Origin of the sequence: Streptomyces sp. NPDC102283, from assembly GCF_044766265.1 — a bacterium.
GTDB lineage: Bacteria > Actinomycetota > Actinomycetes > Streptomycetales > Streptomycetaceae > Streptomyces.
Genome location: NZ_JBIWLQ010000003.1, coordinates 437,831 through 451,112 on the forward strand (window position 1 = coordinate 437,831; position 13,282 = coordinate 451,112).

General features: G+C 73.3%; 11 protein-coding genes and 1 pseudogene. 6 read left to right on the forward strand and 6 right to left on the reverse strand.

The features are described from left to right. The first annotated feature begins 79 nt into the window (after positions 1-79). Together ACIRJT_RS08775 and ACIRJT_RS08780 are read left to right on the forward strand one after the other, a co-directional pair. The gene (locus tag ACIRJT_RS08775; protein WP_403906334.1) at positions 80-841 is read left to right on the forward strand and encodes a VOC family protein; all 762 of its coding nucleotides are present in this window, start codon (positions 80-82) and stop codon (positions 839-841) included. 139 nt (positions 842-980) lie between these two features. Further along, a complete protein-coding gene (locus tag ACIRJT_RS08780) occupies positions 981-1,553 on the forward strand; it encodes a GNAT family N-acetyltransferase (RefSeq protein WP_403906337.1) in 573 nt (190 codons plus the stop codon). Between the two features lie 3 nt (positions 1,554-1,556). On the opposite strand, the gene ACIRJT_RS08785 is transcribed toward ACIRJT_RS08780, so the two are convergent. Both ACIRJT_RS08785 and ACIRJT_RS08790 read right to left on the reverse strand, forming a co-directional pair. Beyond that, positions 1,557-2,312, reverse strand: coding sequence for an ankyrin repeat domain-containing protein (locus ACIRJT_RS08785; protein ID WP_403906340.1), 756 nt, complete (start codon positions 2,310-2,312; stop codon positions 1,557-1,559). 30 nt (positions 2,313-2,342) lie between these two features. Then, complete coding sequence (locus ACIRJT_RS08790; protein WP_403906343.1) at positions 2,343-3,245, reverse strand: hypothetical protein; 903 nt, start codon at positions 3,243-3,245, stop codon at positions 2,343-2,345. A 415-nt stretch (positions 3,246-3,660) separates the two neighbouring features. Between ACIRJT_RS08790 and ACIRJT_RS08795 the strand changes: the two genes are divergently transcribed. Then, on the forward strand, positions 3,661-4,428 hold the full coding sequence (locus tag ACIRJT_RS08795) for a S1 family peptidase (protein WP_403906346.1): 768 nt from the start codon (positions 3,661-3,663) through the stop codon (positions 4,426-4,428). A gap of 119 nt (positions 4,429-4,547) precedes the next feature. Here ACIRJT_RS08795 and ACIRJT_RS08800 read toward each other — a convergent pair whose 3' ends face one another. After that, the gene (locus ACIRJT_RS08800) at positions 4,548-6,512 is read right to left on the reverse strand and encodes a beta-galactosidase family protein (protein ID WP_403906349.1); all 1,965 of its coding nucleotides are present in this window, start codon (positions 6,510-6,512) and stop codon (positions 4,548-4,550) included. Positions 6,513-6,707: 195 nt separating this feature from the next. On the opposite strand from ACIRJT_RS08800, the gene ACIRJT_RS08805 reads away from it, so the two are divergent. After that, positions 6,708-7,586, forward strand: a complete 879-nt coding sequence (locus ACIRJT_RS08805) for an AraC family transcriptional regulator (protein WP_403906351.1) — start codon at positions 6,708-6,710, stop codon at positions 7,584-7,586. Positions 7,587-7,651: 65 nt separating this feature from the next. After that, complete coding sequence (locus ACIRJT_RS08810) at positions 7,652-8,014, forward strand: chorismate mutase (RefSeq protein WP_403906354.1); 363 nt, start codon at positions 7,652-7,654, stop codon at positions 8,012-8,014. Here ACIRJT_RS08810 and ACIRJT_RS08815 read toward each other — a convergent pair. Next, the gene (locus ACIRJT_RS08815; protein WP_403906357.1) at positions 7,923-8,795 is read right to left on the reverse strand and encodes an MIP/aquaporin family protein; all 873 of its coding nucleotides are present in this window, start codon (positions 8,793-8,795) and stop codon (positions 7,923-7,925) included. The genes ACIRJT_RS08810 and ACIRJT_RS08815 overlap by 92 nt on opposite strands. Positions 8,796-9,079: 284 nt before the next feature. Between ACIRJT_RS08815 and pepN the strand changes: the two genes are divergently transcribed. Beyond that, the gene (gene pepN, locus ACIRJT_RS08820; protein ID WP_403906359.1) at positions 9,080-11,668 is read left to right on the forward strand and encodes an aminopeptidase N; all 2,589 of its coding nucleotides are present in this window, start codon (positions 9,080-9,082) and stop codon (positions 11,666-11,668) included. A gap of 286 nt (positions 11,669-11,954) precedes the next feature. Here pepN and ACIRJT_RS08825 read toward each other — a convergent pair. Both ACIRJT_RS08825 and ACIRJT_RS08830 read right to left on the reverse strand, forming a co-directional pair. Beyond that, positions 11,955-12,293, reverse strand: a pseudogene (locus tag ACIRJT_RS08825) (ArsR/SmtB family transcription factor); the annotation flags it as partial. A gap of 164 nt (positions 12,294-12,457) precedes the next feature. Next, positions 12,458-12,898: an ATP-binding protein gene (locus ACIRJT_RS08830; protein ID WP_403906362.1), complete on the reverse strand. Its 441-nt coding sequence runs from the start codon at positions 12,896-12,898 to the stop codon at positions 12,458-12,460. Positions 12,899-13,282 lie beyond the last annotated feature (384 nt).

Here is a 13,282-nt window from a genome sequence, read left to right on the forward strand (position 1 = left end):
GCGCGTACGGCGCGGGAAACCCGCTTGCGCACCCGTGCGGGCGCCCTGTATCCAGCCACGGACACCGGAGGAGCACACGATGACGCGGCACGGCCCGATGAACGAGTTCTGCTGGATGGACCTCAAGACCCGCGACCCGTCCGGCACCGCCGCCTTCTTCTCCTCGGTGCTGGGCTGGGACTTCGCCGTGGACGAGGACGACTGGCGTCGGGCCGTCAAGATATCCGCCGGGCCCGACCGGATCGGCGGGGTGAGCGATCTCGCCCAGCCGGTCTACCCACCCGGCACTCCGCCGCACATCGCCCACTACCTCGCGGTCGACGCCGTGGACCACCGCACGGCTCTGGCGGTGGCGAACGGGGCACAGGTCGTCGTCCCGCCGTTCGACGCGGGGGACCAGGGCCGGATCGCCACGCTGATCGACCCGGTCGGCGCCGTCGTCTCCCTCTGGCGGCCACGGGGGTTCGCGGGGTGGCCGGTGTCCGCCACGGCGGAGGGCACGCCCCACCACGCGGTCCTGGCCTGCGAAGACCCCGAGCGGGCCCGGGAGTTCTACGCCAGGACGACGGGCACGCCCCTCGGCCGGGCCGTCTTCCGGGAAGCGGGTCCCGCCGCGACCGGCACCGCCACCGCCACCGCACCCCGGTGGGAGTTGGCCCTCGCCGTGGACGATCCGGACGCGGTGATCCGCCGGGCCCGCGCCCACGGGCCGGACCTCGTCACCCTCGCCGGAGAAGGCGCCCGCCGCGTCGTGCGGCTGCGCAGCCCGGAAGGGCTGACGTTCCTGGTCCAGGGCCGGGACCGGGTCCAGGGCCGGGACCTGACCCGGCAAGGGACCTGACCCGGCCCGGAACCAGGTACCGGCCCGGTGCCCGACCCCGGACCCGGGCACCGTCCCAGGCCCAAGCCCGGCCCGGACCGGTGACGCCCGCGCGCTTATCGGGTGGCGCGGTCCGGCCGCCGGCGGTGAGGATCGCCGTATGCGCACCTTCCTGGAGACCGACCGGCTCGTCCTGCACCCGGTCACGGAGGCCGACGCCCCCGAGCTGCTCGCCCTCGACAACGACCCCGCCGTCATGCGGTACATCAACGGCGGCCGGCCGACGAGCCCCGAGGACATCCGGGACCGGACCCTGCCGAGACTCCTCCACGACCACCCGTGCACCGGAACCCGCGGTTTCTGGGCCGCGCGGGAGAAGGACACCGGAGCCTTCCTCGGCTGGTTCGAGCTCCGGCCGCTGGACGACCACGACCCCGCCGTCGCCGAACTCGGCTACCGGCTGAACCGGGCCGCCTGGGGCCGGGGTTACGCCACCGAGGGCGCGCGGGCCCTGGTCACCAAGGGGTTCACCGACCTCGGGGTCCAGCGGGTCACCGCCAACACCATGGCGGTCAACACGGGATCCCGGCGCGTGATGGAGAAGGCGGGGCTGACCTTCCTGCGGGCCTACACCGAGGACTGGCCGGAGGTCATCGAGGGCTCCGAGCACGGCGAGGTCGAGTACGTACTCACCCGTGAGGCCTGGGAGCGCGGCGGGCCGGGAGCCCGGTAGCGACTACGACGGTCCGGCCAGCAGGGCCTCGATCTCCCCGTGCCCCGTGTGCTGGTCCGTGCCCGCCGACGGCACTCCGTCCCGGAGCAGCTCCACCGCCATCGTCTCCTCGCCGTCCCTGCGGTCGCGGAGCGTCACCGTCTCGATCCCGGAGCCGTACGACTCCTCCAGCCGTCGTCGCAACTCCCGTTCCGGATCGAGAGCGGCGATGCGTCGCGCCTCGGCCCGCGCGAGGGCGACCACCGACTCCTGACCCGCCGCGCCCGCACCGTGCGCGAGCAGCGCCCGTACCGTCCGCGAGGATCCGCGCTGCGCCGCCAGCACCAGCATCGCCTCGCCCTGCGGGCCCGGCAGCAGCGGGTCCGCGCCATGGGCGAGGAGCGCTTCCACCGTCGGGGCGTGCCCCAGCCCGACCGCCCACCGCAGCGCGGTGAAACCGAACTCCTCGCGCAGATCCGGCCGGGCCCCGGCGGACAGCAGCGCCACCACCACCTCGGTGTGCCCGCCGCACGCCGCCCCGCACAGCGGCAGGTCGCTCGCCCCGGGGCCGCTCGCCCGGTTCGGGTCCGCCCCGACGGCGAGCAGCAGGCGCACCGCCTCCAGCCGGTCCTGCACCGACGCCAGATAGAGAGCCGTCGTGCCCTCCTCGTCGCTCGACTCGGCCCGCGCGCCCGAGCGCAGCGCCCGTACGACCGCGTTCTCGTCCTCGTACAGCGCGTCGAACAGGCGTAGTTCGTCCCTGATCGGCTCGTTCGTCATGCTTCGATCCTACGGTGGCCGAAACGACGCTCAGGTGTCGCAGTCCAGGGCGGTCCGGCACAGCCCGCATCGCGCGGTGAACCGGCCCCGGACGGGGACCCGGATGCGCTGGTGGCAGGTGGGGCAGGGGAAGGAGACGCGCAGTCCCTGATCGCCGGTCTCGAAGGCGTACGGGACGTTCGGGTCAGGGCTCGCGGAGGGGTGGTCCCGGGCGTACCGCCGGTCCTTGGCGTAGCGGCGGCGGCCCGCCCAGCCCGCGGCGGTCAGCGGGGGCCTGCGCAGGTCGTGCAGCGCCCGCTCCCGCCCCTTGGTGTACGCGGTGTACGCCTGGGGGCTGGTGAACCACGGGGAGGGGTCCTCACCGAAGGCGAACGCCCGCTTGGCCAGGACGTATCCGAACTCCTCCGGGGTGAGGTAGCCGAGCTTCTGGCGGGACGTGGCGTCCTCCCGGAACGCGTCCAGCAGCAGCCAGCCCGCGCCGAGGTAGGCCGTCGTCGTGTCGGTCAGGATCTCGTTGGCGCGGGTGCCGGGGAACTCCAGGCCGAGCCGGTGCAGCAGTACATGGGTGACCTCGTGCGCGAGCGCCGCGCCGATGTCCCTGCGGTGGGTGCGGAAGCGGTCGTTGAGCTCGATGAAGTACTCGGGGCCCGCGGTCAGTTCCACGCTCGCCGCGTGCTCCATCGCCCGGAAGCCGACGATCATGCGGGCCTCGGGCAGATGGAGGTGCTGGACCAGGGAGCGCGCCACCCGCTGGGCTCCCAGGTGCAGATCGTCCTGGTCCGCGAAGGCGGCGTCGGCGGGCGGGAGGCTGGTGGCGTAGGCGTGGACGCCGTCCGCGGAGAGCCGGCGGTAGAGCGCGGTGATGGCGGAGCGGACCGTGGCCAGATGCGGAAAGCCATGGACGACGGGGGTGCCCGGAGGGCCGTTCGCCACGTCGGAACCCCCATCCGTGACGGTCGACGGACCTCCACTGTATGCCGGGCCGGGGAGGAGGTCCCGGACGCGCCCCGATGATCTTGGCTGAAAAGTGCGCCTTGTGGCAGCGGTCACTCGGCACCGATAATCGGATCGTTCTTGTCGAGTACATGACTAGTTCGGCTTCGGTGCCGGCGGTCGTCACCCGGCAGGGGCACGCGTGCCGGACCGCGCGAACCACAGCACTTCCGTACGCCCGTACTTCCGTACGTCAGCACCCCCGTACGTCAGCACCTCCGCAGGACCCCACGCGGCGCCGCTGTGCGGGAACCACCGCCCAGCGCTCCGTCCAGGGACTCCTGCACCGCAAGGCAAGCCGGCAACCTCCCACAGCAACCCCCCACACGAAATCCCCCCACGAAAGCAGGCCTCCGTGAAGCTTCAGAGCGCACTGAAAAGGTGTTCCGTCGCCATAGCCGCCGTCGCCCTCGCGACCGTCAGTCTCCAGCCCGCCTCCGCGGCCCCCCAGCCGATCGTCGGCGGTGAACGCGCCGAACAGGGCGAGTTCCCCTTCATGGTCCGGCTCTCCATGGGCTGCGGCGGTGCGCTCTACGCCCAGGACATCGTCCTCACCGCCGCCCACTGCGTGGACGGATCGGGCAACGACACCTCGATCACCGTCACCGGCGGCGTCGCCGACCTCCAGTCGCCCGACGCCGTCGAGGTCCAGTCCACCAAGGTCCTCCAGGCCCCCGGCTACAACGGCACCGGCAAGGACTGGGCGCTGATCAAGCTCGCCCAGCCGATCGACCAGCCCACCCTGAAGATCGCCACCGACAGCACCTACGACGAGGGCACCTTCACCGTCGCGGGCTGGGGCGCCGACCGTGAGGGTGGCAGCCAGCAGCGCCACCTGCTCAAGGCCGACGTCCCGTTCGTCTCCGACGCCGACTGCCAGGGCGCCTACAGCGACCTCGTCCCCGGTGAGGAGCTGTGCGCTGGCCTCCTCGACACCGGCGGCGTCGACAGCTGCCAGGGCGACTCCGGCGGTCCGATGTTCCGCAGGGACGACGCCGACGAGTGGATCCAGGTCGGCATCGTCAGCTGGGGCCAGGGCTGCGCCCGCCCGAACTACCCGGGCGTCTACACCGAGGTCTCGCACTTCGCGGGCGACATCGCCTCCGCGGCCGACTCGCTCTGACTCCGGTCCGAGCTCTGACTCCGGTCCGGGCCCGGACTCCGGTCCGGGCCCGGACTCCGGTCCGGGCCCGGACTCCGGTCCGGGCCGACCGCCGGATCACCGCACGTCCGGGCCGGTGATCACGGCTGAACCATCCCGGGGGCGTCCGTATCGGCGGGCGCCCCCGGACCCAGCTCCACCCGCGGCTCGCCCGCGTCCTCCAGCTCCAGCACCCACACCTCGTTGGCGCCCTCGCGGAGCACCGGACCCGGCACGTACAGGGTCCGCTGCGGGCCCATCGACCAGTACCGGCCGAGGCAGAAGCCGTTCACCCAGACGAACCCGCGCGTCCAGCCCGGCAGTTCGAGCCCCGCGTGATCAATGCCGACAGCGCCGACAGCGCCGACAGCGCCGACAGCGCCGACAGCGCCGACAGCGCCGACAGCGCCGACAGCGCCGACAGCGCCGACAGCGCCGACAGGGCCGGACGGTCCAGAGGTGGTCGAGGCGGCTGTGGCGGCTGAGACGCCCGTGGGCCCTTCCATGGTGAACGTCCCCCGGAACAGGCCGGTCCGCCCCGCGTCACCCGCCCCGGCGGCGGCCTCCACCGGTCCGAACGGGATCGCCGCCACCGCGCCCGCGGCCTCGAACGCGTCCAGCCGCAGGCCCCGGGCCCGTACCCCGTGCAGATACTGCCGCTCGTGCAGCACCCCGCCCGTCACACCCTTCGGCTCGCCGAGGCGCGGCCCGTAGTTGACCCGCCCCAGCGACTCCACCCACAGCTCGACCTCCGCCGGACCCGCCACCGGCTCCGGCAGCGTGCAGGACTCCTCGGTCAGCACCCCGGCCCGGACCCCGTCCACGGACACCACCGCCCGGTCCCGCAGCCCCGAGGCCCCCAGCGGATACGCCTGGCGCGGCCCCGGCACCGCCACCCGGTAGCGCACCAGGCCCCGGTCCACGCCCAACTCCTCGAAGGTCGGCGGCACCCCCGACTCCGTCTCCGGATCGCCCAGCGCCTCCAGTACGGCCCCGAGCCCGGCCCACTCCGCCAGCGCCACCCGCACCGGCCCGGCGAGCCCGACCGGCTCCGGCGGCAGCGCGGGCAACGGCCCCTCGGCGTAAGCCTCCAGGATCTTGCGGAACAGCCGGAACTTCTCCGTGGCCCGCCCGTACTCGTCGACCGGCGCGTCGTAGTCGTACGACGTCACCGTCGGCCGGAACGACTCGTCCTGATGCGGGCCGGACCGGTTCGCCCCCGCCCAGCCCCCGAAGTTCGTCCCCCCGTGCGCCATGTAGATGTTCACCGACGCCCCGCACTCCAGGATCTCCCGCAGCGCCCCGGCCGCCTGCTCCGGATCCCGGCGCACCGGCTCGGACCCCCAGTGGTCGAACCAGCCGCACCAGAACTCCATGCACATCAGCGGGCCCCTCGGCCGATGCCGCCGCAGCACCTCGAAACCCTCCCGCGCCCCCGAACCGAAGTTCGCCGTCGCGAGAAGGCCCGGCACCGAACCGCCGGTCAGCATGTGGTCCTCCGGGCCGTCCGACGTGAACAGGGGAACCGTCACCCCGCACCGCCGCAACAGCCCCGCCAGCCACTCCAGATACACCGCGTCGCTGCCGTAACTCCCGTACTCGTTCTCCGCCTGCACGAGGATCACCGGACCGCCCCGGGACACCTGCCGCTGCACCACCTGCGGCAGCAGCTCCCGGAACCACCGCTCCACCACGGCCCGGTACTCCGCGTCCCGGGTGCGCACCCGCCGCCCGAACCGCCCCGTCACCCACACGGGAAGGCCGCCGTTCTCCCACTCGGCGCAGATGTACGGGCCCGGCCGCACGATCGCCCACAGCCCGGCCCGCTCCGCGGCGTCCAGGAACCGGCCGAGCGCCCCCGCGTCCCGGACCTCACCCTCCCGGGGCTCGTGCAGATTCCACGGCACGTACGTCTCGACGCAGTTCAGCCCCATCGCGGCGAGCATCGCCAGCCGGTGCTCCCACTGCGCCTCGTGCACCCGGAAGTAGTGCAGGGCGCCCGACAGCAGCCGCACGGGCTTCCCGTCGAGCCGGAAGCAGTCGTCCCCCACGGTGAAGTCGGTCATGGTGCCGTTACGCTCCTGTGCTCGGCCGCGTCCGGCGGCCCTCGGGTCGATTGGTCCGACCACCTTCACCTCTGGCGCCGCACCCGGTCCATGGACAAAGATCGCTGTTGATTGGACACAACGGGCCAGCGGGGATCGGACACAACGGGCCGGCCGGGTCGGCGCCCGGACCAGCAGGGGAGAGGAAGGACCGCGATGTACCACACCTGGATGCGCTTCTTCACCCCGAGCCCGCTCCACCACCGCCTGGGACTCGTCTGCCTCGGCGTCGGCCTCCAGCACGGAGCGCTCCCCACCGTCGGCCCCCGCACCCTCGACCACCACGTCGCCGTGATCGTCAACTCCGGCACCGGCTGGTTCAAGGGCCCCGACGGCCGCCGCACCCCCGTCACCGGCCCCAGCCTCATCTGGCTGACCCCCGGCACGCCCCACCACTACGGCGCCGACCCCAAAACCGGCTGGGACGAGAGCTTCGTCGACTTCACCGGCCCCGCCACCACCACGTACACCGAACTCGGCTACATCGAGCCCGACCGCCCCCTCGTCCCCCTCTCCGACACCGCCGCCCCCCGCGCGGCCGTCGGACGCATCGTGCGCGCCGCCCGGCGCGGCAACCCCCTCCTGGAGGTGGAGACCGGGGCCGCCGTCCACGAACTCCTGGTCACCCTGCGCCGCGCCCGCGCCGACATCGGCCCCGACGGCGACCCGGTGCTCCAGGCGCTGGCCCGCGACGCGTACCAGCCGCTGACCGTCGCCGAGCACGCCGCCCGGCACGGCATGACCCCCGCCGAACTGCGCACCGCCGTACGGCGCGGCGCCGGCTGCAGCCCCAAGGACTACCTGCTGGGCATCCGTCTGGGCCGGGCCAAGGAACTCCTCGCCGCCACCGACCTCCCGGTCGCCGCCGTGGCCCGCCGGGTCGGCTACGACGACCCCGCCTACTTCTCCCGGCTCTTCGCCCGCCGGGTCGGCACCGCCCCCGTCCGCTTCCGCGATCAGCAGGGCCGCAGCGTGCCCGGCGGCTGGAGCGACCAAGTGCCCGACCCCGACGCCCCACCGACGATCACCACCTGAGCGCGGCGGTCCACGACCCACCGGCGATTGGGGGGCGGCGTCGCGGGGCTCTAAGCTCGCTGACCATGAGTACGAGCGAGATCGACGCGTCCGTCCAGGCCGAGCTGAACCGGCTGCGCGAGAGCATCGACAACATCGACGCCGCCGTCGTCCACATGCTGGCCGAGCGCTTCAAGGCCACCCAGCAGGTCGGCCGCCTCAAGGCGGACCACAAGCTGCCGCCCGCCGACCCCGCCCGCGAGACCCGCCAGATCGCCCGGCTCCGACAGCTCGCGCAGAGCGCCAACCTGGACCCGGCGTTCGCCGAGAAGCTGCTGAACTTCATCATCGCCGAGGTCATCCGTCATCACGAGCGCATCGCCGACGAAGCGGAGAACGCCGGGGGAGACCGGCCCACGGACCGGCCCCGGACCACCTCCGGCACCTGACCGCGCCGACGAGCCCCGCGCCGAGCACCGCGCCCAGGACCGGCCCGAGCAGATACACCCACAGCCTGTCGACGTCCCCGGCGAGCACCGCCGGGCCGAACTGACGTGCCGGATTGGCCGATCCACCGCTCAACGGACCGAGCACCGCGATGACCACGGCCGTCGTCACCCCCACCGCGTACGGGAGCCCCCGGCCCCCCACCGGCCGCGCCAGGAACACCGCGAGCATCACCGTCACCCCGACCAGCACCACCGCCTCGGCGCCCAGCACAGCCGCGTCGCCCCACGCCGGATCCGGCCGCACCGACGCGCTGCGCACCGGGTCCCCTGTCGCGGCCGGACCCCACAGGGCCCCGGCCGACCACGCCCCGGCCAGTGATCCCGTCAGCTGCGCCACGGCGTACGGGGTGACATCACGGCCGGGAAGCGCGCCCAGCCGCCACAGGGCCAGGGTCACGGCCGGATTCAGATGGCCTCCCGAACACCGTCCGGGAGGCGACACCATGAACACGGTGAGCAGCCCACCGGTCACCAGGCCGAGGACGGCCGCGGCGAGGGAGGGGCCGACCGCCACCGCCATCGGCGATGCCGCCCCCACGAGCCAGCGCACGGCCGTCACGACGAGGAACAACAGCATCGCCGTCAGCCCGAACTCGCACCCCGCGCGCACCGCGACGGGGGAGACGGCGCCGACCGGCGGCGCCGCGGGCTTCGGCACCGGGACGGCGAAACCGGCCGGAGGTCTCGGACGGACCGGTTCGTGCGCAGGCCTGAGCGTCATGAGGACGTCCTCGATACTCGATGTGCCGCGCCGAGGAGATGGTAAGCGGCAGCAGACCCCACCGTCCCGCGCAGGGCCCGCACCGCTCCCGTAGACCTCTTCGATCCGGCGCAGGGCTCGCACGGCTCCCGCGCACGGCTCCCGCGCAGGCCCACGCCGGCCCGCACAACGCGCTCCCGCGCACGCCCCCACTAAGCTCCCGCGCCGGATCCCGCCCGCACCGCCCCGTCCGCCCAGGGAGAACCCCACTGCGCCCGCCGCCCCCCGTACGGCAGCATGGGGCCATGTCCGTACTGACGCGCGACGAAGCGCAGACCCGAGCCCAGATCCTCGACGTGGAGCGGTACACGATCGCCCTCGACCTCACCACCGGCGAGAGGACCTTCGACTCCCGCACCGCCATCCGGTTCACCGCCCGCGCGGCCGGAGACACCTTCGTCGAGGTCAAGCCCGCCACCCTGCGCTCGATCAGCCTCGACGGACAACCCCTGGACCCCGCCCTCCTCGACGGCAACCGCTACCCCCTCACCGCACTCGCCGCCGGCCCCCACGAACTGCGCATCGACGCCGCGATGCACTACTCCCGCACCGGCGAGGGCATGCACCGCTTCACCGACCCCACCGACGGCGAGACCTACGTCTACACCCAGCTGTTCATGGAGGACGTCCAGCGCGTCTTCGCCGCCTTCGACCAGCCGGACCTCAAGTCCGTCTTCGCCATCGACGTCGCCGCGCCCGAAGGCTGGACCGTCCTCGGCAACGGCGTCGCCGAACACACGGGGGACGGGCGCTGGACCATCGCCGCCACGCCCCTCGTCTCCACCTACCTCGTCGCGGTCGCCGCAGGACCCTGGCACTCGGTCACCACCGAACACGCCGGACTGCCCTTCGGCATCCACTGCCGCCGCTCCCTCGCCCCGTACCTGGACGCCGACGCCGACGAGATCCTCGACATCACCCGAGCCTGCTACGACCGCTACCACGAGAAGTTCGACGAGCCCTACCCGTTCGACTCCTACGACCAGGCCTTCGTCCCCGAGTTCAACGCGGGCGCCATGGAGAACCCCGGCCTCGTCACCTTCCGCGACGAGTTCGTCTACCGCTCCGCCGTCACCGACACCGAGCGCCAGACCCGTGCCATGGTCATCGCCCACGAGATGGCCCACATGTGGTTCGGCGACCTCGTCACCCTGACCTGGTGGGACGACATCTGGCTGAACGAGTCCTTCGCCGAGTACATGGGCTACCAGACGCTCACCGAGGCGACCCTTCCCCGAACTCCCCACACCACCCGAGCAGGGGAGACCCTGTTCCCCGACACCTGGGTCGACTTCGGTGTCGCCCGCAAGGGCTGGGGCTACGACGCCGACCAGCGTCCCTCCACCCACCCCGTCGCCCCGGACCCCGACGCCGTCCCCGACACCGCGTCGGCCCTCCTCAACTTCGACGGCATCAGCTACGCGAAGGGCGCCTCCGCACTGCGCCAACTCGTCGCCTGGCTCGGTGAGAAGGACTTCCTGGCCGGCATCAACACCCACTTCGCCCGCCACAAGTTCGCCAACGCCACCCTCGCCGACTTCATCGACAACCTGGCCTCCGCCACCGACCGCGACGTCCACGCCTGGGCCGAGCAGTGGCTGCGCACCACCGGCATCGACACCCTCACCGCCGAGACCGGCGCCCCCGAGCCCGCCGAGCCCGCGCCGAACGGCGCCGCGCAGTCCTGGTCCCTCGCCGTCACCCGGGACGGCTCCCGCCCCCACCGCATCACCGTCGGCGCCTACGACCACGCCCTGGGAACCCAGGCCGGCGGCCCCGGCCACCTCGCACTGCGCGACCGCTTCGAGCTCGACGTACCCGGCGACGGGACGCCCACGATCCGCCCCGGCAGCCGCCCCGCCCTCGTCGTCCTCAACGACGGCGACCTCACCTACGCCAAGGTCCGCCTGGACACCGCCTCCTGGGGCACCGTCCTGACCAGCCTCTCCGGCATCCCCGACGCCCTCACCCGGGCCGTCGTCTGGAACACCGCCCGCGACATGGTCCGCGACGCGGAACTGCCTCCCGCCCTCTACCTCGCGACCGCCCGCACGCACCTCCCGCACGAGACCGACCTCTCGCTCGTCCAGGGCGTCCTGTCCTTCGCCGCCGGCCAGGTCGTCGACCGCTATTCCGTCCCCGAGGACCGTCCGGCCGCCCTGGCCACCCTCACCGACCTCTGCCGCGACCTCATCCGCCGCACCGAGGACGGCTCCAACCCCGGCCTCCGCCTCATCGCCGTACGCCACTTCATCGACGCCGCCACCCAGCCCGACACCCTGCGGAGCTGGATCGACGAGGACACCGTCCACGGCGGACCCGAGCTCGACCCCGAGCTGCGCTGGCGCATCCTCACCCGCCTCGCCGTCCTCGGAGCCACCGACGAGGCCGCCATCGCCGCCGCCCTGGAGGCCGACCCCAGCGCCACCGGCCGCGAGGGCGCCGCCCGCTGCCGCGCCGCGCTGCCCACCCCCGAGGCCAAGGCCGCCGCCTGGGACGCCCTGTTCACCGACGACACCCTGTCCAATTACCTGTTCACCGCCACCGCCCAGGGCTTCTGGCAGCCCGGACAGGAAGAGCTCCTCGGCGGTTACGTGACCCGCTTCTACCCGGAAGCAGTCGCTCTCGCCGCCCGCCGGGGCCCCGCCATCGCCGAGGCCGCCGGACGCTACGCCTTCCCCGCGTACGCCGTCGACCCCGAGAGCCTCCGCATCGGCGTCCGCGCCCTGGAGGACCCGGACCTCATTCCCGCCCTGCGCCGCAAGCTCGTCGACCAGCTCGACGACCTCCGCCGCGCCCTCGCCGTACGGACCGCCCCCGCCACGACCGGCTGACCCGACGCGTACGGCCGCGGGGCGGGTACCGCTCCCCGCCCCGCGGCCGAAACGGGATCAGCGGGGGCGGTACGGGCGGGGACGGTGCGGGCGGGGGCGGTGCGGGCGGGGGCGGTACGGAGGATCAGCCGTCGTCGTTGCTGTTGTTCTCGTTGCCGGCCTTGTGCACGTCCGCGTCCACCTCCGCGTCCACTCCCCCGTCCGCGTCCACTTCCCCGTCCACGTCCACGTCCACCTCCGCTTCCGCGTCCTCGGCGGCGGCGTCCGGAGCCCCGACCGGGGTGTCCTCCCCGGAGCGGCCCGCCGCCCGCAGATCGGCCAGCAGCTCCGCCTGGCCCGCCAGCACCCCGGTCAGGATCGTCCGGGCCACCCGCAGCAGCTCCGCCACCCCCGGGTCGGCCAACGTGTAGTGGACGGCCGAGCCCTCCCGCCGGGCCGTCACGAGACCGGCCCGGCGCAACACGGCCAGCTGCTGCGAGAGATGGGCGGCCTCGACCTCCACCTCGTGCAGCATCTCCGAGACCGCGTGATCGCGTTCACTGAGCAGTTCGAGCACCCTGATCCGGACCGGATGCCCCAGCGTCTTGAAGAACTCCGCCTTCAATCGGTACAGCGGTGTGCTCACCGGCGCGGCCCCGTTCCGTGCGACGGGAACCCGTCGCACCACAGCTGACCAGAACTCTTCTCCATGGGCTCATCCTCGCGCCTTCGCGCCCCACGGATGAACCTGGGGACGGCACCCCGCCCCCGAGGTCACCCGACGGCCCCCGAAGTCACCCGGCGGTCCGCTCACAGGCCGCCGGCCCGCAACGGGAGGGTGATCCAGATGCTCTTGCCGCCCTCGTCGACATCGCCCCGCACCACCGCGCTGCCGCCCAGACCATGGGTCAGCTCCATCACGGTGGCGAGGCCCCGCCCGGGAGCCGTTCCGGCGGAGGCGAACAGCGCCGGCCGGTAAGGATGCCGGTCGTGCACGCCGAACGCGAACGTGCCCGGTCCGCCCGCGAACACCACCGTCACGTTCGGTGAGAGCACCGCCGCGTGCCGCACACTGTTGGCCACCAGCTCGCTGAGGATCAGCAGCGCCGCATTTCGGCACGGAGCCCGCGGCCCCACTCCCCACTCCGCCAGCACCTGCTCTGCGGTCTCCCGGGCGATGCGCACGGCCGCCCCCACCGCGGGCAGCGTCAGCACATGCCGGTACGGCAACGTGTCGGGCGGCGTGATCATCGGGCGGACCCCCCGGCCGGGAAACCACCGCCGCGGGCCGGAGAGCCACGCGGGGGCCGCGCGCCGACGGCGGAACGGCCCGTACAGCATGTAGTGAATTGCTGAAATCTGCAATTCACTCATTGAGCAAGGGTCGGAGAGATGGCCGCCCGCCTGCCCCAGTCCTCCGTCGGCCCAGCCCGCGGCCTGCCCAAGCCTCAGCCGCCCGATCGTCCCGAACCCCACCCCGGCCACCCCCACCCCGGCCACCCCCACCTCAGCCGCCCCCGGAGACGCACACCCGTCCCAGAACCGCACACCCCTACCACCCCGCCCCTCCCCGGCCAGGCCACACCGACCAGCAGTACCCCTTTCGAGTTCAGATCGTTGGGCTCTTCGGCCGCG